The 23,566-nt window shown below is 66.8% G+C and carries 19 protein-coding genes and 1 tRNA gene; 4 read left to right on the top strand and 16 right to left on the bottom strand.

Annotation, left to right across the window (positions count from 1 at the left end; genetic code table 11):
* Positions 1 to 16: 16 nt before the first annotated feature.
* Positions 17 to 1,114: a patatin-like phospholipase family protein gene (locus ACSUZJ_RS22785; RefSeq protein ID WP_499411917.1), complete on the bottom strand. Its 1,098-nt coding sequence runs from the start codon at positions 1,112 to 1,114 to the stop codon at positions 17 to 19.
* Positions 1,115 to 1,380: 266 nt separating this feature from the next.
* Between ACSUZJ_RS22785 and ACSUZJ_RS22790 the strand changes: the two genes are divergently transcribed.
* Positions 1,381 to 2,907 carry a vanadium-dependent haloperoxidase gene (locus ACSUZJ_RS22790; RefSeq protein ID WP_499411918.1) on the top strand — a complete coding sequence of 509 codons (1,527 nt, stop codon included), beginning with the start codon at positions 1,381 to 1,383 and terminating at the stop codon, positions 2,905 to 2,907.
* A gap of 39 nt (positions 2,908 to 2,946) precedes the next feature.
* Here the strand turns inward: ACSUZJ_RS22790 and pth are convergent, their stop codons facing one another.
* The 7 genes from pth to ACSUZJ_RS22825 form a co-directional block, all read right to left on the bottom strand.
* A complete protein-coding gene (pth, locus tag ACSUZJ_RS22795; protein WP_499411919.1) occupies positions 2,947 to 3,531 on the bottom strand; it encodes an aminoacyl-tRNA hydrolase in 585 nt (194 codons plus the stop codon).
* A gap of 138 nt (positions 3,532 to 3,669) precedes the next feature.
* On the bottom strand, positions 3,670 to 4,260 hold the full coding sequence (locus ACSUZJ_RS22800; protein WP_499411921.1) for a 50S ribosomal protein L25/general stress protein Ctc: 591 nt from the start codon (positions 4,258 to 4,260) through the stop codon (positions 3,670 to 3,672).
* 197 nt (positions 4,261 to 4,457) lie between these two features.
* The gene (locus tag ACSUZJ_RS22805) at positions 4,458 to 5,408 is read right to left on the bottom strand and encodes a ribose-phosphate pyrophosphokinase (RefSeq protein WP_312550769.1); all 951 of its coding nucleotides are present in this window, start codon (positions 5,406 to 5,408) and stop codon (positions 4,458 to 4,460) included.
* Between the two features lie 143 nt (positions 5,409 to 5,551).
* A tRNA-Gln gene (locus ACSUZJ_RS22810) sits at positions 5,552 to 5,628 on the bottom strand.
* A 70-nt stretch (positions 5,629 to 5,698) separates the two neighbouring features.
* A complete protein-coding gene (gene ispE, locus ACSUZJ_RS22815) occupies positions 5,699 to 6,580 on the bottom strand; it encodes a 4-(cytidine 5'-diphospho)-2-C-methyl-D-erythritol kinase (RefSeq protein ID WP_499411922.1) in 882 nt (293 codons plus the stop codon).
* Positions 6,580 to 7,170 (bottom strand): outer membrane lipoprotein LolB, encoded by a 591-nt coding sequence (locus tag ACSUZJ_RS22820; RefSeq protein WP_499411923.1) that lies wholly within the window; start codon positions 7,168 to 7,170, stop codon positions 6,580 to 6,582. The genes ispE and ACSUZJ_RS22820 overlap by 1 nt, the downstream gene beginning before the upstream one ends.
* A 68-nt stretch (positions 7,171 to 7,238) precedes the next feature.
* On the bottom strand, positions 7,239 to 9,020 hold the full coding sequence (locus tag ACSUZJ_RS22825; protein WP_499411925.1) for a tetratricopeptide repeat protein: 1,782 nt from the start codon (positions 9,018 to 9,020) through the stop codon (positions 7,239 to 7,241).
* A gap of 152 nt (positions 9,021 to 9,172) precedes the next feature.
* Between ACSUZJ_RS22825 and mutM the strand changes: the two genes are divergently transcribed.
* Genes mutM through mutY form a run of 3 tightly spaced genes read left to right on the top strand, consistent with a single transcriptional unit; the run spans position 9,173 to position 13,077 of the window.
* On the top strand, positions 9,173 to 10,006 hold the full coding sequence (mutM, locus tag ACSUZJ_RS22830) for a bifunctional DNA-formamidopyrimidine glycosylase/DNA-(apurinic or apyrimidinic site) lyase (RefSeq protein ID WP_499411926.1): 834 nt from the start codon (positions 9,173 to 9,175) through the stop codon (positions 10,004 to 10,006).
* 23 nt (positions 10,007 to 10,029) lie between these two features.
* Positions 10,030 to 11,949 (top strand): dynamin family protein, encoded by a 1,920-nt coding sequence (locus ACSUZJ_RS22835; RefSeq protein WP_499411927.1) that lies wholly within the window; start codon positions 10,030 to 10,032, stop codon positions 11,947 to 11,949.
* Positions 11,950 to 11,967: 18 nt separating this feature from the next.
* Entirely contained in the window at positions 11,968 to 13,077 is a 1,110-nt protein-coding gene (gene mutY, locus ACSUZJ_RS22840) for an A/G-specific adenine glycosylase (RefSeq protein WP_499411928.1), read from the top strand.
* A 214-nt stretch (positions 13,078 to 13,291) separates the two neighbouring features.
* On the opposite strand, the gene ACSUZJ_RS22845 is transcribed toward mutY, so the two are convergent.
* The 8 genes from ACSUZJ_RS22845 to ACSUZJ_RS22880 all read right to left on the bottom strand — a co-directional run bounded on the left by ACSUZJ_RS22845 (position 13,292) and on the right by ACSUZJ_RS22880 (position 23,450).
* On the bottom strand, positions 13,292 to 14,428 hold the full coding sequence (locus tag ACSUZJ_RS22845) for a deoxyguanosinetriphosphate triphosphohydrolase (protein WP_499411929.1): 1,137 nt from the start codon (positions 14,426 to 14,428) through the stop codon (positions 13,292 to 13,294).
* The gene (gene aroKB, locus ACSUZJ_RS22850; RefSeq protein ID WP_499416648.1) at positions 14,428 to 16,044 is read right to left on the bottom strand and encodes a bifunctional shikimate kinase/3-dehydroquinate synthase AroKB; all 1,617 of its coding nucleotides are present in this window, start codon (positions 16,042 to 16,044) and stop codon (positions 14,428 to 14,430) included. Before aroKB ends, ACSUZJ_RS22845 begins: the two co-directional genes overlap by 1 nt.
* Before the next feature lie 111 nt (positions 16,045 to 16,155).
* Positions 16,156 to 18,147 (bottom strand): Ig-like domain-containing protein, encoded by a 1,992-nt coding sequence (locus ACSUZJ_RS22855; protein WP_499411930.1) that lies wholly within the window; start codon positions 18,145 to 18,147, stop codon positions 16,156 to 16,158.
* Between the two features lie 162 nt (positions 18,148 to 18,309).
* Complete coding sequence (locus tag ACSUZJ_RS22860; protein WP_499411931.1) at positions 18,310 to 20,496, bottom strand: type IV pilus secretin PilQ; 2,187 nt, start codon at positions 20,494 to 20,496, stop codon at positions 18,310 to 18,312.
* The gene (locus ACSUZJ_RS22865) at positions 20,493 to 21,038 is read right to left on the bottom strand and encodes a pilus assembly protein PilP (RefSeq protein ID WP_499411933.1); all 546 of its coding nucleotides are present in this window, start codon (positions 21,036 to 21,038) and stop codon (positions 20,493 to 20,495) included. The genes ACSUZJ_RS22860 and ACSUZJ_RS22865 overlap by 4 nt, the downstream gene beginning before the upstream one ends.
* Entirely contained in the window at positions 21,035 to 21,724 is a 690-nt protein-coding gene (locus tag ACSUZJ_RS22870) for a type IV pilus inner membrane component PilO (RefSeq protein ID WP_499411934.1), read from the bottom strand. The genes ACSUZJ_RS22865 and ACSUZJ_RS22870 overlap by 4 nt, the downstream gene beginning before the upstream one ends.
* Positions 21,721 to 22,365: a PilN domain-containing protein gene (locus ACSUZJ_RS22875; RefSeq protein WP_499411935.1), complete on the bottom strand. Its 645-nt coding sequence runs from the start codon at positions 22,363 to 22,365 to the stop codon at positions 21,721 to 21,723. Before ACSUZJ_RS22875 ends, ACSUZJ_RS22870 begins: the two co-directional genes overlap by 4 nt.
* Positions 22,362 to 23,450 carry a pilus assembly protein PilM gene (locus tag ACSUZJ_RS22880; RefSeq protein WP_499411937.1) on the bottom strand — a complete coding sequence of 363 codons (1,089 nt, stop codon included), beginning with the start codon at positions 23,448 to 23,450 and terminating at the stop codon, positions 22,362 to 22,364. The genes ACSUZJ_RS22875 and ACSUZJ_RS22880 overlap by 4 nt, the downstream gene beginning before the upstream one ends.
* Positions 23,451 to 23,566: the final 116 nt, after the last annotated feature.

Here is a 23,566-nt window from a genome sequence, read left to right on the forward strand (position 1 = left end):
GCGCCCCCTGGATTGTTCAGATCGCGCGCAGGCGCGACAGGTCCGGCCGTTCGATGAAGGCCGCGAGCTCATCCCGCAGGCACTGCGCTTCGCGCATGGCCTGCAACCAAGCGCGCACGCGGGCGTCGTGGTCGAGTCCGTAGAACTTGAAGTCGGCGCGGTCGGGCAGCTTGGCGCGCGGGAGGGTCTTCAGGAAGTCCGGCGACGGCGAGACGATCAGCACGTTGTCGAGCCAGCCGCGGTTCGGGCCGCGTGCGCAGCGGCGCCAGGGCATGGCCTTGTCCAGCCAGCCCGGCACGATGTGCTCGTTGAAGTGCGGATAGAACACGATCGCGTCGGGCTCCTGGGCTTCCAGGCAGGCATAGGGCAGCGACAGGTGGTAGTCGATGATGCCGCCATCCCAGTAATGCCCGCTGGGGGCGCCCGGGATGTTCGTCACCGGCTGCATGATCAGCGGCAGCGTGCCCGAGGCCAGCAGGCTGGCGGCGAGGTTCTCGCGCGTGAGCGTGGCGAAGTGGGTGGTGAAGCTGTCGAACTGCTTGCGCAGCCAGGGGGCGCCGTCGCGGGCGTCGCCGATCACGACGCGCTCGAGCATGCTCGCAAGCCGTGCGCGCGAGGCAAAGTTGGTCAGCGCCGCGGCGGCGAAGCCACGCATCTCGGCGCGCCGGTGCGCGGGCGCGGTAAGAAGCCCCTTGCCGCGTACCGCCAGCAGGTGCAGGCGATGGTGAGGGTGGCTGAGGATGTCCTGCTCGTGGCCGCTGACGAATTCGCGCAGCAATTCCTGCACCACCGCGTTGATCTGCTGGGGACTCGGCTTGGTGCTGGTGTAGCGCTGGCCGGCGTACAGCGCACCCAGGCGCTCGAAGGCGCGCACCGGGTCGCGCTGGCAGGCGGCGGCCATGCGCCAGGCGCCGATCGAGGAGCCGATCAGGGTGCGCTCGCGCGGGCTGGCGGGCAGCCACTGGCCGAATACGTACTGGTCGAGGGACTGGAAAATCAGGCCTTTGGGGCCGCCGGCGGCGGCGGGAACGACGGCGATATCGGCGGCGCGCAGACCTTGCGCGCGGATGCGGGCCAGCGCGCGCGGGCCGGCATGAAAGGAAAGTGCACTCATGCGTTGCATTATCGCAGGACGGCGCGCTGTCTGTCGGCGGCCTTTCGGCGCAGTTTTCTGCCCAGGCATGATCTACAGGAAAACATTGCGCGGAGCACTTTAATGCAGAGCAGAATGCGAGCTGGGCGATATCAAGGTCCGGCCCTGTTCCGCTTGTCTTACGGCTCGTCCGTTCATAAGCTCGACTTCATCATCCGGTTTCGCGGCACACCATCGACGCGGTGCGTGGGTCGGCCACCGGCTTCCATTCCAACAGGAGGATCGTCATGAAATCGCGCATTGCGCTGCTGTGTTGCTGGCTGCTCGTGACCGTTTTCGGACCGGCATGGGCAGGTTCCCATCCGCCGATCGGCGGCGGGGGCCCTTACCAGACCCAGCCGGGCACGCGTGAACTGCCGCCGCGCTACGCGCCGCCTGCCGGTCCCGCCGCGCGTGCGCGCCTGGCTTACTGGAACGAGGTGGCGCTGCGCGCCATCGCCGTCGACCATACCCCGGCAGTCGTCGGCGACGTGGTGCAGGAGGCCGAGCAGCTCGGACCGACGCGCACCAGCCGGGTGATGGCGATCGTCCAGATCGCCGTCTACGACGCGCTCAACGCCATCGCCAAACGCTATCCCGGCTATTCCGGGACGATCGAGGCGCTGCCCGACAGCTCCCAGGATGCCGCCATCGCCCAGGCCACGCACGATACGCTGGTGGCGCTGTATCCGCGCCAGGCGGCGCGCTTCGATGCCTGGCTGCGCGAGGACCTCGCGCGCCTGCCCGAAGGGCGCGCCAAGCGCAACGGTGTCGACGTCGGCCGCCGCGCGGCGGCGGCCATCCTGGCATTGCGCGCGAGCGACGGCAATTACGATAGCGAGCCGGTCGTGGGCGAGGATTACCAGGTCAGCAATGCACCCGGACAATGGCGGCCGGATCCCGTCAGCCGCAGCCCGATTGCGCTCGGCGCCTATTGGCGGAATGTGCGGCCGTTCGTGCTGCGCGCGGCCGACCAGTTCCAGCCTCCGCCGCCGCCCGCGCTGGAGAGCGAGGCCTATGCGCGCGCATTCAAAGAGGTGAAGGAGCTCGGCGGCGACGGCATCCGCACACCAACCCGGCGCACGCGCGACCAGACCGTGGCCGGCATTTATTGGGCCTACGACAGCACGGCCTGGATCGGCACGCCGGCGCGGCTGTTCAACCAGATCACCATGCAACTGGCGCTCAGGCGCAGCAAGGACGCACTCGAACTGGCGCGCACGATGGCGCTGGTGAACGTGGCCATCGCCGACGCGACGATGGCCGTCTGGCAGGCGAAATACGACGACGATTTCTGGCGCCCGGTTACGGCGATCCGCGAAGCCAGCCCCGGCACCGGTCCCACCGGCCTGGGCGACGGCAATCCACGGACTGCGGCCGATCCGCACTGGACGCCGCTGGGCGCGCCGGCCAGCAACCTGGTCGGCCCGAACTTCACGCCGCCATTTCCATCGTATGTGTCGGGTCACGCCGGCTTTTGCGGCGCCACCTTCCACATGCTGCGCCGCCTGTACGGCGACAGGATCGCGTTCAGCTTCGTGTCCGACGAATTCAACGGGATCACGCGCGATAACAAGGGCCGGGTGCGGCCGCGCCTGCCGCGCAGCTATGCCACGCTGGCGCAGGCGGAAGAGGAAGCCGGGCAGAGCCGGATCTACCTCGGCGTGCACTGGCAGTTCGACAAGACCGCGGGACGGGAGTTGAGCCACCAGGTGGCCGATTATGTGTTCGCACGCGGACTGCTGCGTCCGGACGCTTCTGCACCTGCGCCGTGAGCCGACCCGCGGCGCAGGCGCACTGTGGGCGGCCTGTCTTCAGGCGGTATGCAACTGCATCGTCGCCGCGTCGAGCTTGCCCTCGACGGCCAGCGGGATGATGCGCAAGGCCTTGTCGATCGATTCCTCGATCGGGCCCTGCTCTTCGCGGCGCGGGCGGTGCAGCACGAAGTCGGCCACGCCCTGCTGCAAATTCAGACTGCGCGGGTGGCCGATACCGATGCGCAGGCGCCAGTAATCCTGGGTGCCGAGCGCCGCGGTGATGTCTTTCAGGCCGTTGTGGCCGCCCGAGGAGCCGCCCTTCTTGAGCTTGGCCACGCCAGGCATCAGGTCGAGCTCGTCGTGCACGACGAGGACTTCGTCCGGGTTGATTTTATAGAAGCGCGCCAGCGCGCCGACCGACTGCCCGGAGCGGTTCATGAAGGTCAGCGGTTCGAGCAGCCAGACTTCCTTGCCCGAGATCGAGGTCTTCGCCATCAGCGCATTGAAACGGCTCTCGCGCTGCAGGCGGCAGCCCGGCAGGCTGTTGGCGAGGTTGTCGACCAGCCAGAAGCCGGCGTTGTGGCGGGTTTGTTCGTATTCTGGGCCAGGATTGCCGAGGCCGACGATGAGGCGGATGGACATAGCGGTCGCGTCAGGAAAAAGGCGATTATCGCCGAAAACGGGAAAGGATCAGCAATCGGGACAAAGCAATAAAAAACCCGCCGGGCAAGCCGCGGCGGGTTTCCGTATTCCCAGCCGCCCGTTGGGGCGGCGGAAAAATTACTTCTCTTCGCCTTCGGCAGCAGCGGCAGCGCCACGCGGCACGGTCGAGGTGGCGATGGTCAGGTTCTGGCCGTGGGTCAGCGCGGTGACGCCTTCCGGCAGCTTCAGGTCGTTTACGTGGATCGACTGGCCGGCTTCCAGGTTGCCCAGGTCGACTTCGATGAACTCAGGCAGCTTGCCCGGCAGGCAGGCGACTTCCAGTTCGTTCAGCACGTGCGAAATGACAGCGCTGCTCAGCTTGACGGCCGGCGAGGTCTCGGCGTTGACGAAGTGCAGGGTGACCTTGGTGTGGATCGGCTGCGATGCGTCGACGCGCTGGAAGTCAGCGTGCAGGACCAGTTGCTTGTATGCGTGCATCTGGAAGTCGCGCAGCAGGACTTGCTGGGTCTTGCCGTCGATTTCCATGTCCAGCACGGAACCGTGGAAAGCTTCTTTCTTGAGCGCGTGGAACAACGCGTTGCCGTCCAGGGCGATCAGCTGCGGGGCTTCGGCGCCACCGTAGATGATGCCAGGGGTCTGGCCAGCGTTGCGCAGGCGGCGGCTCGCTCCGGTGCCCTGCAGGGTGCGGTTGAATGCGACTACTTTCATGTGAAACTCCAGTAATAAAGTGTGGGCCCGAATGCCGGGAATGACTCCCGGCCCGCGCCCGGTAAATGCCTGCCCCCGCGACCAGGGACAAGCGGCGATTGAGCGCTGACTGCGCACTCAAGAATTCCGATACTTCTACGACACAACGGCGCGCCGGCTTTTCAGCCTGGCGCGCCGTGGTTTGATGCGTGTATTGCTTAGTCGACGAACAGCGACATGACCGAGTCGCCCTTGACGATGCGCTTGAAGGTCTCGGCCAGCAGCGGAGCACAGGTCAGCTGGCGGATCTTCGGGCAGGCGGCGCCGGCGGCCGACAGCGGGATGGTGTCGGTGACCACCAGCTCGTCCAGCGGCGAGTTCGAGATGCGGTCGATCGCAGGACCCGACAGGACCGGGTGGGTGCAATAGGCCACGACTTTCTTCGCGCCGCGCTCCTTGAGCACTTCGGCAGCCTTGGTCAGGGTACCCGCGGTGTCGACCATGTCGTCCATGATCACGCAGTTACGGCCTTCGACTTCGCCGATGATGTTCATGACTTCCGACACGTTCGCCTTTGGACGGCGCTTGTCGATGATCGCCAGGTCGCAGCCAAGGCGCTTGGCCAGCGCACGGGCACGCACCACGCCGCCGACGTCGGGCGAGACGACCAGCAGGTCGTCGTACTTCTGCTTCTGCAGGTCGCCCAGCAGGATCGGGGAAGCGTAGATGTTGTCGACCGGGATGTCGAAGAAGCCCTGGATCTGGTCGGCGTGCAGGTCCATGATCAGGACGCGCTCGACGCCGGCTTCTTCCAGCATGTTGGCGACGACTTTTGCCGAGATCGCGACACGCGCCGAACGCGGGCGGCGGTCTTGACGGGCATAGCCGAAGTAAGGAATGGCGGCAGTGATGCGGCCAGCCGATGCGCGCTTGAGAGCGTCGACCATCAGCATGATTTCCATGAGGTTATCGTTGGTGGGAGCGCAGGTCGATTGCAGAACGAAGACGTCCTTGCCACGAACGTTCTCGTTGATTTCGACCATTACTTCGCCATCGGAGAACTTCGAGACCACGGCCTTACCGAGAGGAATGCCGAGGTTTTTTGCGACCCCTTCTGCTAGCGCCGGATTGGCATTGCCGGTAAAAACCATCAGGTTTTCGTAAGCCATGGGAGTCCCAGAAAGGTGAGCTTGAACTTGAAAAACAATCAGCCGGCTATACCGGCTGATTATGCGTTAAGGAGAGCGACGTTGTCGCGCTTTCCTGATTCATCCGCTGGACACATACGCATCGACAGGCCGGACAAATTGAATGGCAGGGGAACAAGGATTCGAACCTTGGAATGCCGGAATCAAAATCCGGTGCCTTAACCAACTTGGCGATTCCCCTACGCAACCTACAGCTTACCGCAGTGCTTAACTATTGTAACGTCAATCGCTGCGACAGGCAAAATTTTATTCTACAACATACTGTTTTGCAAGAGCTTTTTCATCGGGTGTCGCACCAGCGATTTTGCTTTCCACGATTTCCAGTTGCCGGGCACTTGCGCCAACACCTGATCCGCTTCTGCTTCGCCGGGCAGCGCGCAAAACACACACGCCCCTGAGCCAGTCATCCTGGCAGCGCCGTAACGTCCCAACCAACTGATTGCCTCCCCTACTTCAGGAAACAAGCGGACCGCTACTGCTTGCAAATCATTTTTCCCGTATGCACTTAACTTATGTGCCTCAGGAAAGTCCGCTATTCTGACGGGTTTCGTATCCCTTGTCAAATCCGGCGCGGTAAAAATTGCAGGGGTCGGCACGGACACGCCCGGCTCGATCACCACATACCAGCAATCCGGACCGTCCACGGGTTGCATCGCCTCCCCGATTCCCTCGACAAACGCGGTCTGGCCGTAGAGAAAAAAAGGGATGTCGGCGCCCAGCGGCAGGCCGATCGCCATCAGTTCGTCGTCCGTGAAACCGCCCTGCCACAGGTGGTTCGCCGCCATCAGGGCGGTGGCGGCGTCGGACGAGCCGCCGCCCAGCCCGCCGCCCATGGGCAGGATCTTGTCGAGCCGTACGTCGATACCGGGCACGGCGCGCCCGTGGCGCCTTGCATGAGCTTCGGCCAGGCGGCGCAGCGCGCGCACCACCAGGTCCTGCTCTTCGGGCACGCCGGGCACATCGTTGGTGCGGACAATGCGGCCGTCTTCGCGCAGGTCGAAATGCAGGGCGTCGCCGTGGTCGATCAGTTGAAAGACACTTTGCAGCAGGTGGTAGCCGTCGGCGCGGCGGCCCACGACGTGCAGGAACAGGTTCAGCTTGGCCGGAGCCGGGCAATGGTGCAGCGACTTCATCAGGCGGCCGGGTTGATGATGATGCGGATCTGCAGCTCGCCACTGGTGGCGGTGGCGCTGCGCTCGGCGTCGATGCGCTGGGGCACTGGCCGTGCGGCCTTTTCGTCCTGCCAGGACACGAAGCGCAAGCGCCAGCCATCCTTCGTGTAGACGCTGTTATTCGCCGGCGACGCCACGAAACGCTTGCCGTCGGCTGCCGTGGCATAGCCCTGCATCCAGTCGCGCAGGCCGGCCACCGGCAGCGACCAGCCCAGCGCCCGGGAAGTCAGGGTGTCGATGTCCTGGGCGCTCATCGGCTCGCGGCCCGCCTGGGTCAGCGTGGCCCCTTGCGACGTGACGCTGATCTCGGCCAGGGTCTGGCCCAGCGGCGAAGCCAGGCTGATGTCGATGCGGCCCGGCTGTTGCGACCACTCGAAATTGCCCGTGACCGAACCCGGCTGGCCGTCCTTTTCATAGTTCACCGACAGGCGGCCGCTCAGCTCGATCGTTTCGCGGTAGTCGGCAACGGTAGATTGGGAAAGCGGTGCGCTGGCGCAGCCGGCAAGCGCGGCGGCGAAGGCAAACAGGGTCAGGCGGCGGGTGATCGGCATCGTTCAGTAGTTTGCAAAAGGAGCGGCGGGCATGCGCCCGCCGCGGGATTCGAAATGAAAAGATTATTTCACAGGGACAGGCGCAAGCGCGCCAGCGTACTGCGCAGCGTGTCGTTCTGCGGGTCCTTGGCGCGCGCTTCGAGCCAGAGCTTCTCGGCGTCGGCGCGCTTGCCGCGCTGCCACAGCACTTCGCCCAGGTGCACGGCGATCTCCGGGTCGCGGCGCAGGCTGTAGGCGCGGCGCAGGTGGGTTTCGGCCGCTTCCAGGTTGCCCATGCGGTATTCGACCCAGCCCATGCTGTCCATGATGAAGGGGTCTTCCGGCGCCATCGCCAGCGCCTTCTCGATCAGCGCCCGCGCCTCGTCCAGGCGGACGTTGCGCTCGGCCAGGGAATAGCCGAGGGCGTTGTAGGCATGGTGGTTGTCCGGCGCCAGGCGCATCACTTCGCGCAGCGCCCGCTCCATCTCCTCGACCTGGCCGGTCTTCTCGGCCAGCAGGGCGTAGTCGTAGAGCAGGTCGGGATTCGTCGGGAAGCGCTTGGTCGCGGCCTGCATGAGTTGATAGGCCTGGCCGGCCTGGCCGGCGTCGCGCAAGATCTGGGCTTCGGCCGCGAGGACCTGGGCCTGGGCCGCCGGCTCGGAGGGCTTGAGCGAGGCGAGCAGGCGGCGCGCGGCCGGCACGTCGCCGCCCTTGCCGAGCAACTGGGCGCGGCGCAGCTGGGCGCTGAACACGGTCTTCTCGTCGCCCTCGGGCAGCTTGTCGAGCCAGCCGGCGGCGGCCTTCAGGTCGCCCCGCTCCTCGGCCAGCTGCGACAGGATCAGCAGCGCCTTCGAGGGGTCGCGCTCGTCGTCGGGATTGCGGCCCAGCACGTCGACGAAACGGGTGAAATAGCGCTCGGCCCCGGCCGGGTCGTTCAGCTGGGTCGACAGCACGCCCAGCGCGTAGAGCGTGGTGACGTTGTCCGGCTGCTGCTGGTCGAGCAGCATGAACTGGCGACGCGCCGCTTCGTACTGCTTGGCGTTGACGAGGATGCGCGCATGGGCGGCGCGCACTTCGCGTGCATTCGGATTGGTGACCAGGAATTTTTCCAGCAGCGCGTTGGCCTCTTCTTCGCTGTCGCTGGCCTGGGCCAGGGTCAGCATCGCGATCTGGGAAGACGACTGCAGCGCCAGCGCGGCGCGCGCCTGCCGGGCGCCCTCTTCCCTGGCGCCGCGCGACAGGGCCGCCTGGGCCAGCACGACGCGGCCCTCGACCGTATCGCTGTAGGGCGCCACCAGGCGCTCGAGCATGGCGCTGGCCGCTTCCTTGTCCTTGGCGCGCGAGAGCAGTTGCTGCACCTGGTACAGCACCACGCCGCGCGCTTCCAGCGGCGCGCCTTCGAGGCGCTTGCGGAAGATTTCTTCGGCGTCGGCGATATTGTCGGAGAGGATGACCATCCCCAGATAGTATTGCGTCGCTTCGTCGGACGTTGGGTCAAGCTTGCGCCATTCGCGCACCGCGGCCAGGGTGTCGTCGGGCTGGCGCGCGGCCAGCGCCATCTCGGCGGCGCGGCGCGCCAAGCGCGGGTCGCGTGTCTGCTGGGCCAGCGCCAGCATGGTCAGGTAGGGCCCCTGCCAGTCGCCCTTGCGGAACGCGAACTCGGCGCGCAGGAGCTGGTTCAGCAGGGTCGGCGTCAGCTCGACCTTGGGCAGGCGCGCCATTTGCGCTTCCTTCTCGGCATCCGTCGCGGCCTGTTGTTCGGCTTCGGCTTCGGCTTCGGCTTTCGCTGCCTGCGCCTCAGGGTCGCGCTGCGGATCGGCGGCCTGGGCGCCGGCTGCCGTTTGCGCAACAGGCTGCTGTTGCGGCGCCACAGCGCATGCCGCCAGCACACCAGAGAGAGTTACAATGACGAAAGCGTTTTTCAAAGCTAGTCCATATCGGGAAGGATGTCCCGATTCTACGCCCAAGCCCTGCTGCGCGTGCGCCCCCGCAACACGAATTTACAAGAATTTGTCGGATTTTCATGCCTGAACTCCCGGAAGTAGAAGTCACCCGGCGCGGCGTCGCGCCGCACCTGGAAGGCCGCGTGGTCGAGCAGGTCGTGTTCCGCCGCGAGGGCCTGCGCTGGCCCTTCCCCGCCCACCTGGCCGAGACCCTGGTCGGCCAGCGCATCGAGCACGTCAAGCGGCGCGGCAAGTACCTGCTGCTCGGCTTCGCGACGGGCACCCTGATCGTCCACCTCGGCATGTCGGGCCACCTGCGCGTGCTGCCTCCCGGTATCGAGCTGAAAAAGCATGACCACTTCGACCTGGTCGTCAGCCTGGACGGCGTGCGCCAGGTGCTGCGCCTGCACGATCCGCGCCGTTTCGGCGCCGTGCTCTGGCATGGCATCGACGACGGCGAGCTGGAAGGGCACATCCTGCTGCGCGGCCTGGGCGTCGAGCCGCTCGAAGACAAATTCTCGGCCGAGCTGCTGTACCGCGCGACGCGCAAGCGCAGCGCGCCGATCAAGCAGGTGCTGCTGGCCGGCGACATCGTGGTCGGGGTGGGCAACATCTACGCCTGCGAAAGCCTGTTCCGCGCCGGGATCAACCCGAAGACGCCGGCCTCGCGCATCAGCCGCGCGCGCTACGAAAAACTGGCGGCCGCGATCCGCGAGGTGCTGGCCGCCGCCATCGTGCAGGGCGGCAGCACATTGCGTGACTTTATTGCCGTAAACGGACAGTCCGGATATTTCCAGCAGACATATTTCGTCTATGATCGTGCTGGAGTGCCGTGCCGCAACTGTGGTTCCCCGGTACGCCAGATCAAGCAGGGCCAGCGGTCCACCTTCTACTGCGCGACCTGCCAGCGGTAAGCAAACTTTCGAGCGGGCCGAACATGCAACAGATTCAAGAATACGGCGCCTGGCGCGCCGCCATTGCCGATGCGCTGGACACCTGGCGCACCGCGTTGCAGGCGGCCGAGCTGGCCGATGCCGCCACCCTGGGCCGCATGCAGCAGGCCCGGGCGCGCTTGCGCGACGACCGGCTGTCGGTGGCCTTCGTGGCCGAATTCTCGCGCGGCAAATCCGAGCTGATCAACGCGATCTTCTTCGCCGACTACGGCCAGCGCATCCTGCCCTCGGCCGCCGGCCGCACCACCATGTGCCCGACCGAGCTGCTGTACGACGCCGGCTTCGCACCCTGCATCCGCCTGCTGCCGATCGAAACGCGCGCCAGCCGCCTGTCGACCGGCGACTACCGCGACGATCCCGCCGCCTGGACCGTGCTGCCGCTCGACCTCGACAGCCCCGAGCGCATGCGCGAGGCCTTCCGCCAGGTCAGCCTGACGCGCCGCGTGGACGCCGCGCAAGCGCAGCGCTACGGGCTGGTCGATCCGCAGGACCCGGAGCATGCCGATGCGTTGGGCCCGGACGGAACGGTCGAGATCCCGCAGTGGCGCCACGCCATCATCAACCTGCCCCACCCGCTGCTCAAGCAGGGCCTGGTGATCCTCGATACGCCGGGCCTGAACGCGATCGGCACCGAGCCGGAACTGACGCTGAACCTGATCCCGAACGCGCACGCGGTGCTGTTCGTGCTGGCCGCCGAGACCGGCGTGACGCGCAGCGACATCGAGGTCTGGCGCACCCACATCGGCGCCGGGCCGGGCCGTATCGTCGTGCTGAACAAGATCGACGCCATGTGGGATCCATTGAAGAACGACGCCGACAACGAGGCCGAGGTCGCGCGCCAGCAGCACAGCGTGGCCGGGCAGCTCGGGCTCGAGGCCAAGCAGGTGTATCCGGTGTCGGCCCAGCAGGCACTGGTCGGGCGTATCCAGGGCGACATGGCCCTGGTCGAGCGCAGCCGCATCGGCGCGCTGGAAACGGCCCTGCTGCACGGACTGGTGCCGCAGAAAAAGGCGATCCTGACGCGCCAGTTGCGCGAGGACCTCGCCGCGCTGGAGAGCGCGCTGGCCGGCGCACTGGCGGCGCGCACGCGCGACCTGGTCGAGCAGCTGCAGGAACTGAAAAGCCTGCGCGGCAAGAACCAGGCCGTGCTGGCGCTGATGATGCGCCGCATCGAGGCCGAGCGGAAGGACTTCGACGCCGGCCTGCTGCGCCTGCAGGAGGCGCGCACGCGCTTCGCCGCGCTGTCGACCCAGCTCTATTCCCTCCTCGGCACGGACGCCGTGCAGCGCCAGGCCGAGAGCGTGCGCCTGGCGCTGCAGGCCGCGCGTTTTGCGACCGGCATGCGCGCCCCGGTGCGCGTGTTCTTCGACGAGGCGCGCGCCGCACTCGACGCCGCCGAGGCGAAGGTCGGCGAGATCGGCGCCACGACCGAGGCCATGGCACGCGGCTTCGCAGCCGAACACGGCCTCACCCTGTCGGCGCCGCCCGCGTTGAGCCTGGCGCGCTACCGCGCCGAGATCGACGCCATCGAGGCGCTCTACGCGAAGCAGTTCGGCACCGCCACCCTGCTCATGACCAGCCGCGCGACCTTGATGGAACGCTTCTTCGATTCGATCGCCTCGCGCGTGCGGCGCGCGTTTCGCGCCGCGAATGCGGATGTGGAGGCCTGGCTGAAGGTGATCATGGCGCCGCTCGAGACCCAGATCCGCCAGCACAAGGAACAGTTGCGCCACCGCCTGGCCGCGATCCAGCGCATCCACGATGCGACCGACAGCCTGGAGCAGAAGATCGCCGCCTTCGAGGCGCGCCAGGCCGAACTGGAACGCCAGCGCCGCGCCGTGCTGGACCTGGGCGCGGCGGTCCACGCTGCGCTCGACGAACCCGCGCTATTGGAAGCCGCATAGAAACTGCATGAAAGTTGCATGAAACGCTTGACCGAATTCGACGACCTGATCGACCCGACCTTTTCCGATGCCGTGATCGCGTGGCAGCGCGCGCACGGCCGCCACACGCTGCCCTGGCAGAACACACGCGACGCCTACCGCGTCTGGCTGTCCGAGATCATGCTGCAGCAGACGCAAGTGGCGGCGGTGCTGGGCTATTACGCGCGCTTCCTGGAGCGCTTCCCGACCGTGCAGGCCCTGGCCGAAGCGCCGATCGAGGACGTGATGGCGCACTGGAGCGGCCTGGGCTACTACACCCGCGCCCGCAACCTGCACGCCTGCGCCCGGCGCGTGGTGACCGAATACGGCGGCGTGTTCCCGAGCGACCCGGCCCTGCTCGCCGACCTGCCCGGCATCGGCCGCTCCACGGCCGCGGCGATCACCGCGTTCTCGGACGGCACCCGCGCCGCCATCCTCGACGGCAACGTGAAACGCGTGTTCGCGCGCGTGTTCGGCGTTGACCAGTATCCGGGCGAAAAGCGGGTCGAGGAGGCGCTCTGGCGCCGCGCCGACGCCCTGCTCCCGGTCGAAGGCATCGAGGCCTACACGCAGGGATTGATGGACCTGGGCGCGACCCTGTGCACGCGCTCGAAGCCCGACTGCGGCCGCTGCCCGCTGCAGGCGCGCTGCGTCGCGTTCGCCACAAGCCGCACGGCCGAACTGCCGGTACGCAAACCGAAGAAGGCCACGCCGGAGAAGCGCGCCGACCTGCTGGTTGTGGTGTACGGGGATGAGGTGCTGCTCGAGCAAAGGCCGGGCAGCGGGATCTGGGGCGGCCTGCTGTCGCTGCCGGAAGTCGAGGGGCATGTGGCACTGGGCGATACGTCGCCTGCCCTTGCTGCGCCCGCCGGCCTGGCCCAGGCTTCCAAGCGCTTCGGCGAGATCGAGGAAGTGCAGGCGCTGCTGCCGCTGGTGCATGTGTTCACGCACTACAAATTGCACATCTTCCCGCACAAGCTGACGCTGGCCGCGCGTCCGGCGACGCCGGCGGGGTTTGTCTGGTGGAAGCTGGCGGCGATCGACGAGGCGGCCTTGCCGGCGCCGGTCAAGAAGCTGCTGGGCGAGCTGGCCAGGCCCAGCCTGTTTTAAGTAGGGTGGACACCTGTGTCCACGCGGTATGGTGCGTATCCCCGCCACGGACGTCGCCGGTGACGCCGGCGATATTCAAGCGTTGAGACAGCGTGGACACAGGTGTCCACCCTACGAACGAAGGATACGGACCATACCGGTGGGTTCGAGAACCCACCCTACGAGAATCGTTGTGCCACCGCCGCGTACCCCGCGTGGAGACAAAGCCGTCACCCTACAGATGATCGAGCGAGAAAATCCGCCGATGCTCGCGGATCGCATACCGGTCCGTCATCCCCGCAATGTAGTCCGCAATCTTGCGCGCCTGCTTCAGGGTATCGCCATCGGCCGCCTGGTAGTCCGGCGGCAGCAGCACCGGATCCGTCATGAAGGCATCGAACAGATCGCGCACGATGCGGCTGGCCTTTACGCGCATGCGGTTGACCTGGAAGTGGCGGTACAGGTTCGCGTACAGGAAGCGTTTTAAAGCCGTGGTTTCAAGACGCATCTTGTCCGAGAAGCGGATCAGCGGGGGCCCCTGGCGCACGTCGTCGATGCTCTGCGGCGCCGCCTCGCGCAAACGTTCGGCCGAAGTCTCGACCAGGTCCGCCGTCATCGCGGTGATCATCAGGCGGATCGTCTCGTACAGCGCGCGCCGTCCCGGCAGGCCCGGATACTGGGCCTCGACCTGGTGGCGCAGGCGCGCGAACAGTTCCACTTCTTCCATCTGCTTCATCGTCAGCAGGCCGGAACGCAGGCCGTCGTCGATGTCGTGGTTGTTGTACGCGATCTCGTCGGCCAGGTTGGTCAATTGCGCTTCCAGGCTCGGCTGGGTCTTGTCGATGAAGCGCTGGCCGAGTTCGCCCAGCTGGCGCGCATTGTTCAGCGAGCAGTGCTTGAGGATGCCTTCGCGCGTTTCGAACGTGAGGTTCAGGCCGTCGAAGGCGCCGTAGTGTTCCTCGAGCTGGTCGACCACGCGCAGGCTTTGCAGGTTGTGCTCGAAGCCGCCGTAGTCCTTCATGCATTCGTTGAGCACGTCCTGGCCGACGTGGCCGAAAGGCGTGTGGCCGAGGTCGTGCGCCAGGGCCGTGGCTTCGACCAGGTCCTCGTTCAGGCGCAGGCTGCGCGCCAGGGTGCGCCCGATCTGCGCCACCTCGATCGAGTGCGTCAGGCGGGTGCGGAACAGGTCGCCCTCGTGGTTCAGGAAGACCTGGGTTTTGTATTCCAGCCGGCGGAAGGCCGTGGAGTGGATGATGCGGTCGCGGTCGCGCTGGAATTCGCTGCGCGAACCCGGCGCCGGTTCCGGAAAACGACGCCCGCGCGATTTCGAGGAATGCGCCGCATAAGGTGCGAGGTGGGCGTCGAAGTCCATCAGGTCCCTCCGCTCACGCAGGCAGTCAGCGTGGCGCGCAACACCTCCTGCGGCACGCTGGCGATGCTCGGGCTGCCCAGGGGTTTCAGGAGGATGAACTTGATCGCCCCGCCCTCGTTCTTCTTGTCGACTTCCATCAGTTCGATCCAGCGCTCGATGCCGAGGTCCGGCGCCACCGTCGGCAGGCCGGCAGCCTGCACCAGCGCGCGCAGGCGCTCCACGCTGGCCGCGTCGATCAGGCCCAGGCGGTGCGACAGGTCGGCCGCCATCACCATGCCGCAGCCGACCGCTTCGCCGTGCAGCCATTCGCCATAGCCCAGGCCGGCCTCGATCGCGTGGCCGAAGGTGTGGCCGAAGTTCAGCACCGCGCGCAGGCCGCCTTCGCGCTCGTCCTTGCGCACGACGTCGGCCTTGATCTCACAGGAGCGGGCGATCGCGTGCGCCAGCGCCTGCGGCTCGCGCGCCACCAGCGCCTTGATGTTGGCTTCGATCCAGTCGAAGAAGGCGGCGTCGAGGATGGCGCCATGCTTGATCACTTCGGCCAGGCCGGCCGACAGCTCGCGGTCCGGCAGCGTCGACAGGGTCGAGGTATCGGCCAGCACGGCGCGCGGCTGGTAGAAGGCGCCGATCATGTTCTTGCCGAGCGGGTGATTGATGCCGGTCTTGCCGCCGACCGAGGAATCGACCTGGGCCAGCAGGGTCGTCGGAATCTGCACGAAAGGCACGCCGCGCATGTAGCTGGCGGCCGCAAAGCCGGTCAGGTCGCCGATCACGCCGCCGCCCAGGGCCACCAGCGTGGTCTTGCGGTCGCACTTGTTGGCCAGCAGGGCGTCGAACACCTGCATGAGCGAACCCCAGTGCTTGTGCTCCTCGCCGTCCGGGAGCACGATCTCGACCACCTCGCGCCCGGCGGCGCGCAGCGGCGCGGCCACTTGTTCGAGGTAGAGCGGGGCCACCGTGGTGTTGGTGACGATGGCCACCTTGTTGCCGCCGACATGGCGGTCCAACGCCGCCGGGTCGGACAGCAGGCCGGGTCCGATCGCGATCGGATAGCTGCGTTCGCCCAGTTCGACGTTGAGAGTAAGTTGTGCTGCCTGGTTCATCGGTGTCTTTGCACGCCGGGCGCGCCCGGCTGCGAGCGCGTCCAGCTGTTCTAGGATAGTCTGGACCATCGATTGTACGTTAGGTCGGCCGGTATCGATGACGAGGTCCGCAATCTCGCGGTACAGCGGCTCGCGCTGGGCCAGCAGTTGCTCGAGCTTGCGGCGTGGATCGGCCGTCTGCAACAGCGGACGGTTCTTGTCGTGGGCAGTGCGCTGCAGGATGGCGCCGATGCCGGCGCGCAGGTAGATCACGGTGCCGCGCTCGGCCAGCAGGGCGCGGCTGGCGGGGTCGAGGACGGCGCCGCCGCCGGTGGCCAGGATGATGTCCTCCTGAGCCGTCAGCTCGCGGATCATCTCGGCCTCGCGGCGGCGAAAACTCGCCTCGCCTTCGATCTCGAAGATCCAGGGAATCGAGGCGCCGGTACGCGCCTCGATGGCGTGGTCGGAGTCGACGAAGCGCTTGCCCAGCCGGCGCGCGAGGAGCCGGCCGATGGTGGTCTTGCCGGACCCCATCAGCCCGATCAGGAAGATATTGTTACTGTTTGCAGCGGGCACGATAGTTTGCTCGTCTAAAAAGACAAACGGCCAGGATAAGCTGGCCGTCTGTTGTTACGGTCACCTGTTTTATGGGCAGCTGAACGACAGTTTAAACGGAATCGTGGTTACTACCTCGCCTGGCGAGGTCACGGTAACGTTGAAAGTCGCCGTTACCGGGGCCGTGCAGTCCTTGCCGGCCGGGTTCGAGATCGAGAACGTGTGGCGCGAACCCTGCGGACCGGAGACGTCGTTGCCGGTGATGTCATCGCGGCCGACCGTGTGCGGATAGATGTTCGGCACGGTTGCCGGCACCACCGCCGCTGCGCTCGCGTTTACCAGGTTGGTGACCTCGACCCGGGTTCCGAAGGGCATCGGATTCAGGTTCTCGTCGTTCAGCTGCAGCACGAAGACCTTCGGATCGATGGCCTTCACCGTACCGAGGTCGGTGACGCCGGCGCCCAGCGGCGCCGTGGCGTCATCGAGGAACACCTTGGCGGCGCTGCTGCCGCCGAAGAACAGGCCGATCCTGCTGAAGATGGTGTTGGTGCCGTCGGTGCTGCTGGCGCAGATCGTCGCCAGGCCTTTGCGCTCGCTGTCGTCGCTCACGCCGGCGCCGCTGCCGGTGTTGCAAGGCGTGGCCGGCTGGTTCTTCACCGGCGAGCGCGGTTCCTGCGTGCGGAAGTCGACCGAGCAGCCACCGTTGACGGTGTTGCAGCCGCCTTTGTCGGCCGAGCCGATCGACCCCATGTTGGTCTGGAACACCACCGGGGTGCCGTCCGGAACCGGGTTGCCGAAGCTGTCGGCGATCATCACCTGCACCCGCGTGGCAGGCTGGGTCGGCGTGCTGTCGCGGGTCCAGCCCTCGAGGTTGTATCTCTCCGCGCTGAGCGAGAACGCACGCTGCACCGGCAGGCCGGTGGTGACGACGATCGAGTCCGAGGTGGTGGAAATATCGGGCTGGGTCGCGGTGGCCGTGTTCGGCAGGGTCGCGAACACGCGGAACGAGGTCGCCACCGTGCCGGAGTTGACCGTCGTGATGACTTCGCCGTTCTCGTCGGTGCTGTCCGAGACTTTGTTCAGGTGCACCAGGGTCGGCGCCGAGACCGTGAACTTGACGGCACGGCGCGGCAGCGGATTGCCGAAGGTGTCGAAGACGCGGAACTTCAGGGTTGCCGTCTCGGTGCGGTTGATGCCGCCCTGGCCCTGGATCACGATCGACTTGTCGACCGGTTCGGCGGAGACGAACTGCACCGAGGCGGCGTTTGGCGGCGCGATCTTGAGGGACGCCGTGGCCGGGACCGACACGCCGTCCGAGGTCACTGTGATGATGTCGTCGTTGGCGCAGCCCTGGTCGCGGTAGACGGTCTTGGCGACGCCGTTGTTGGTCGAGACGGTGGCGGCCAGCGTGGCCTTGCCGGCCGTGGCGCAGGCCGAGCTGAAGTTGACCTTGACCGGCTGGCCTTCATAACGCACGCCACCTGCGAGCAGGTCGACCGACAGTTCAGTCGAATCGTAGGCCTGGATCTGGGCCGGGGTGGCGCTGAGCGTGCCGAAGGCGAGCATGGTGGCGCCGACCTGATAGTTGGCCTCGCTCGTCACCGTGGTACCGGCCACGCTGGTGGTCACGGTGATGCGGGCCGCGCCGCCGGCGGCCAGGCTGGCCGCGCGCATGGTGACGCTGGCCACGCCGTTGGCGTCGCTCAGGGCGGTGCCGGCCGAGGGCGAGAAGGTTGCCAGGGTGGCGTCGGTCGCGAAGGTCACGAGCGCGTCCTTTACCGGCTTGCCGGCTGCATCCTTGACGGTCGCCTGCACGGTCAGCGGGGTGGCGCCGCTGAGCGAATTGCTGGCCTGCCCGCCTGCGCTGAGCAGGGCCAGGCTGACCGTCGGCGCGGCCGGGACGCTCGGCGTGGTGCCGGTGCCGGTGCCGCCGCCGTTGCCGCTACTGCCGCCCGGCGCGCCGACCGCGCCGGGATTGCCGCCACCGCCGCCGCAGGCGGCCAGGGCCGCCGCGGCGATCAGGGTCAGGGCCGCCAGGCGCAGTTGCGCGGCGGGCTTGGAGGATTTCGGGGAGTGCTGCATCGTCGTTCCAGTGTTTGTTGATTGTTGGTAGTTGGTCACTCATGCAGCCGGCATACGGCCCGGCCATCAAAAAACGAACGCCACAGCGGCCCGCTTGCGGCGCTGTGGCGAGATACTCGGCCGGCGTATCCGGTGCCGGCCTTCAGTTGTCGAAGCTGCCGCTTAGCGGGCCGCCGCCATGCGATCGGCCACGATCTTCGGCGTGATGAAGACCAGCAGTTCGGTCTTCGCGCTCTCGCGGCCCTGGGTCTTGAACAGGTAGCCCAGCACCGGGATATCGCCCAGCAGCGGCACCTTGCTCTCGTTGCTGCGTTCGGTCTGCTGGTAGATCCCGCCCAGCACCACGGTGCCGCCGTTCTCGACCATGACCTTGGTCTTCACGTGCTGGGTGTTGATGGCAAAGCCGGCGCGCGTCTCGTCGCCCTTCGAATCCTTGCTCACGTCCACTTCCAGCACCACGTTGCCGTCCGGGGTGATCTGCGGGATCACTTCCAGGCGCAGGTTGGCTTTCTTGAACTCGATCGAGGTGGCGCCGCTCGACGAGGCGACCTGGTACGGCAGCTCGATGCCCTGCTCGATCACGGCCACCATCTTGTCCTCGGTGACCACGCGCGGGCTGGAGATGATCTTGCCCTTGCCGTCCGCTTCCAGCGCCGACAGCTCCAGGTTCAGGAAGCGGTTGTCGGCCGAGGAGAACAGGCTGAAGGCCAGGCTCGGCGCGGTCAGGCCGCCGATCTGGGCCGCCGGCAGGTTCACCAGGGTCGAGTTGTCGAAGGTGCTGCCGCTGGCCTGGCCGGTCACCGCGGCGGCGCCGGCGAGGTTGCCGCTGACGGCCAGGCGGTTGTTGCCGCCCACGCCGTAGCCGGCATCACCGCCGGCCGCGCGGCGCGCATCGTTGAAGCCGATCTTGGCGCCCAGGTTGCGCGAGAAGCCGTCGTTCGCTTCCACCAGGCGCGCCTCGATCAGGACCTGCTTCGAAGCCACGTCGGTCTTCTGGATCAGCATCCGGATGTCCTCGATCTTCGAGGCGATGTCGGTCACGAACAGCTGGTTCGTGCGCGGATCGATGATGGCGCTGCCGCGCTTGGACAGCACGCGGTTGCGGCTGTCGCCGCCCGGCGCGCCGCTGGCGTCCAGGCCGAACACGGTGCGGAAGGACTCGGCCTTCTGGTAGTTCAGCTGGAAGATCTCCGAGCGCAGCGGCTCCAGGTCCGAGATCTGGGCGCGCTGCTCGAGCTCGAGCTTTTCCTTGGTCAGCAGTTCTTCCTTCGGCGCGATCCACATCACGCTGCCGTTCTTGCGCATGTCCAGGCCCTTCGACTGCAGGATCACGTCGAGCGCCTGGTCCCAGGGCACGTCCCTCAGGCGCAGGGTCAGGCTGCCGCTGACGGAATCGCTGGCGATGATGTTCAGGCCCGAGATGTCGGCCACCGCCTGCAGCGCGGCGCGCACTTCGATGTTCTGGAAGTCGAAGCTGATCTTCTCGCCGTTGAAGCCCTGCGGGCCGCCCAGCTTGTTCGGGTCTTCCTTGACCGGACGCACGTCGACCACGAGCTGGGTGTCGCTCTGGTAGACCGACTGTTCCCACTGGCCTTGCGCCTCGATGGTCATGCGCACGTTGCTGCCTTGCGCGGCAGTGGTGACGCGCGTCACCGGGGTGCCGAAGTCGGTCACGTCGAGGCGGCGGCGCAGCGATTCGGGCAGGCCGGTGTTCAGGAAGTCGACCTGGACGCGGTTGCCGAGCTGGCGCACGTCGACGGCCACCTGGTTGTTCGGCAGGTCGACCACGACGCGGCCTTCGCCGTTGCTGCCGCGGCGGAAGTCGAGGTTGCGCAGTGATTGACGAACCGCCGGCGCCGCCGCGGAGGTGGCCGCCGCACCGGTCTGTGCAGCCGCGCCCTGGGCGCCGGCGCCGTCGATGGTCACGACAATCGACTTGCCGTCGATTGCGGTGCTGTAGTTCACGGAGCGTTTCAGGTTCAACACCAGGCGCGTGCGTTCGGCCGCCTGCACCACGTTCACGCCGCGTACGTCGCCCAGGTTGATCTCGTGGGTGCTCTTGCCGGTGCCGTTGCTGGTGGCGCCGAAGTCGAGCGCGATACGGGCCGGATTGGTGATCGCGAAGCCGATCGGCGGTTTGGCCGGGGCGTTCTTCATCGCGATATTCAGCACCACGTTGGCGCCCTGCTGGTTGGCCGTGATCGACTCGATGGCGTTCTCTGGCACCTGCGCGGGCGCCTGCGCCTGCGCGGCCTGCACGCCCAGCGCCAGCAGCAGCGCCGCGCCCAGGCGCAGCAGCCAGCCCGGCAGCATGCGCGCCGCGCCGCTGTTCATTGCAAATTGGGTCATTTCCCGGTCTCCTTACTTTCCTGCAGCTCCAGCTTCGATATTCGCTCGACCCAATCGCCGCCGGCGTCCTGTACCATTTCCCTGATCTCCACCGCCGCCGGCGTCACGCGCGTGACCTGGCCGTAGTTCTGGCCGAGGCGCTGGCCGACCCGCACGCGGTAGATGACGTTCTCGATGCGCAGCAGCGCAAAGCTGGCCCCGCCCTTCTGCATGGTGCCGACCATCGTCATGGTGTCGAGCGGGTAGGCCTCGAGGGCTTCGCGCGGCCGTTCCAGGTCCGGCTGCAGCGTGCTGCGCGCCTGCGCCAGCAGTCCGGCATCGGCCAGCTTGGCCGGGCTGAACGGATCCACCGTGTCCTGCTGGTTGTAGGCGTAAGGGATGAATTCCTTCGACGCCGGCAGCGGTTTCACCTTCGGCTTTGTTTCGCGCTTGACCTGGTCCATCCAGCTGCGCACCTCGCGCACGTCGCTGTCGCCGCAGCCGGCCAGCAGCACGGCCGTCAAGAGGGCCGTCAGCAAGGGCGCGCCATGGGTCTTCTTCATTTCTTGGCCTCTTTACCCTTCTTGCCCTTGCCAGCCTTGGCCTTGGCTTTCTGGCGCGCGGCCTTCTGCGCGGCCAGTTCCTCGGCGTCGAGGTAGCGGAAGGTCTTGGCGATGGCTTCCAGCTTCAGGCTGCCGTCCTTGTTGGTCTCAATCGCCATGTTGTTGAGCGTGACGATGCGCGGCATGTGCGCCATGTCGGCGGCGAAGGCGCCCAGGTCGTGGTAGCTGCCGCTGATCCTGATGTCGATCGGCAGCTCGGCGTAGTAGTCGCGCACCACGGTCTGGTTCGGGCGGAACAGCTCGAACTGCAGGCCGCGGCCGACGCCGGCCTGGTTGATGTCCGACAGCAGCGCGGCCATCTCGGCCTTGCTCGGCAACTGCTTTTCCAGGCGCTCGACCGACTGGTCGACCTGCAGCTTCTGGGCCTGCAGCGCTTCCAGGTTGACGGCCTGGGCGATCTTTTCCTTGTAGGCGCTGCGCAGCTTCTTTTCCTGGGCGGCGCCGCGTTCCTGGGCTTCGAACTGGCCCTGCCAGTAGGCGAAGTAGCCGAGCACGACGACCAGCGCCATCACGCCGGCCGCGCACAGCAGGCGCGGCGCCAGCGGCCACAGGCCGGGCGGACGTCCCTGCAGGCCCTCGAACTGGGCCGACAGCTCGGCGCTCCATTGTTTCAGGTCGATGTTCATGGCTTGCTTCCGTTCTTCGCCGCCAAGGCAGGGCCTCCGGCGCTGCCGCCGGCGGGTTCGCCTTCTTCCTCTTCCTCGGCCTCGCGCGGACGCTTGATGTTCACCGCCAGGGTGAATTCGACGACCTTGCGCGCCGCCTTGTTCTGGGTCACGGTGGCCGCCTTCACTTCGGTAAGGTCGGGCGCCTCCAGCCAGGGCGACTGGCCCGACAGGTTGCGCAGCAGCTCGGCCACCCGCTCCTGCGACTGGGCCACGCCGTTCAGGACCACGCGCTGGCCATCCTGCCTGACCGACTTCAGGAACACGCCGTCGGGCGTCTGGCGCACCAGTTCGTCGAGCAGGTAGACCGGCTGGTTGCGGTCGCCCTGCAGGTCTTCGACCGCCTGCTGGCGCGACTTCAGGGCCTCGATCTCTTCCTTCAGGGTGGCGATGTCCTTGATCTTCTTGTCGAGCTTCGCGTTCTCGTTCTTCAGCGCCAGGTTGCGCTGTTCCTGGATGGCGATGCGGCTGGCGTTCCAGCCGCCCACCAGCAGCACCACGGCCGCGCCCAGGACGCCGCCGAGCACCAGCATGGCAACAAAGGCCTTCTGTTTCTGCTTGCGTTTCGCTTCCCGGTGCGGGAGCAGGTTAATCCGGATCATCCGAACCTCCGCAGGGCCAGGCCGCAGGCAACCAGGTAGGCCGGGCCCTCCTGGCGCAGTTGCTGTTCACGTAGGCCGGGCGCCAGCAGCATGCCCTCGAAAGGCGCCACCGGCGCGGTCGGGATGCGGGTGCGCCCGCCCACCAGGTCGACCAGGCCGGGCAGCAGCGCATTGCCGCCGGCGAGCCAGATCTGGTCGACGCGGGTGTAGGGCGTCGAGGTGTAGAAGAACTGGATCGCGCGCGTCACTTCCAGCGCGGCGTTTTCCATGAAGGGCGCGAGCAGGTCGGCGCGGAAGTTCTCCGGCAGGTCGCCCGACTTCTTGCGCGCCTCGGCTTCCTCGTAGGCCAGGCCGTAGCTGCGCACGATGTCCTGGGTCAGCGTGTTGCCGCCGAACGCCTGTTCACGCTCGTAGACGGTGTCGCCATTGACCGTGAAGGAAACATAGGTCATGGTCGCGCCGATCTGGAACAGCGCGACGATGGGTTCAGTACCGCGAGCGGGGGTGCGCTGGAACGCGCCTCCCCTGGCTCTCTCCAATGCGGCGCGCGCGGCATAGGATTCGACATCCATCACGGTGGCGGTGAGGCCGGCCGCCTCGGCGATCGCCACGCGGTCCTCGACCTTCTCGCGGCGTGCAGCGGCCAGCATGACTTCCATGTCGTCCGGCGAGTTGGCCGACGGGCCGACCACGTCGAAGTCGAGGCTGACTTCGTCGAGCGCGAACGGGATGTACTGGCTGGCTTCGGACTCGACCTGCACTTCGAGCTGGTCTTCGCCCATGCCGGCCGGCAGGATGATCTTCTTGGTGATGACGGCGCCCGGCGGCATGCCGAGCGCGACGTGGCGGGCGCGGGTGCCGCTTTTCTTCCAGATGCGGCGCACGGCGTCGGCCACCTGGTCGAAGTTTTCGATATTGCCGTCGACGACAGCGCCGCGCGGCAGCGCTTCGAATGCATGACGCTCGAGGCGCAGCGCGCCCTTGCCGGCGTCGGCCAGTTCCACCAGGCGCAGTCCGGAGGTGCTGATGTCGAGCCCGGCCAAAGGCGGGCTCGACTTTCCGAACAGGGAACCTAGATTGATCACGAGCGTACTCCCTCACTGCTGTCTGCCGTGGCAGAACGATTTATTGAACGCCCGCGCGGGGGAATGTCATGTTGAACAAACTGCCTGTGTCAGCACAACTTAGAACCTATCTCAGT

Source organism: Telluria sp. B2 (assembly GCF_051789535.1).
Classification (GTDB): Bacteria; Pseudomonadota; Gammaproteobacteria; order Burkholderiales; family Burkholderiaceae_D; genus Telluria.